1 pseudogene is annotated in these 429 nt (G+C 48.7%); it reads right to left on the bottom strand.

Going from position 1 to position 429, the window contains the following annotated elements:
• Window positions 1-429, bottom strand: a pseudogene (locus tag PGX78_RS04725) (nitrite/sulfite reductase); the annotation flags it as partial.

Genomic DNA, 429 nt, shown 5'->3' with positions numbered 1-429 from the left:
AAGACAAAGGCCGGAACTGTTTCCCCGTTTACTCGTTTAGCACCTCCCATAAACCCCATACTTGCCAACTCATGAGTACCGCAAGAATTGGGACACCCTGAAATATACAGACGCGGCAAGACGCCTTCTGCAAAATGATACGGTTCGACTGCCGACAGTATATCCCGCAGAAGGCCGGCCGAATCACGCAACCCGATTTGACAGATTGTGCAACCTACGCAAGAAACAGACTTTTCAAACGATGTGCGAGCCGTGTGATTTTCAATGATACCGGCAATTGTTTCGGCTTCACGAGCCGTTAAATTTGTAACATATGCAGTTTCCTCGGCACCGAGGCGCAATTGTGCCCCGTTTATGTCAATAATCGCGGAAATCAACTCTGTAAATTCGTCAATCGTCGGCGTTCCGCCTTGGGGATGATATTCCACA

Source organism: Megasphaera sp. AF13-6AC, assembly GCF_027685385.1.
Classification (GTDB): Bacteria; Bacillota; Negativicutes; order Veillonellales; family Megasphaeraceae; genus Megasphaera; species Megasphaera micronuciformis.
This window is presented reverse-complemented; position numbering and strand designations above follow the sequence as displayed.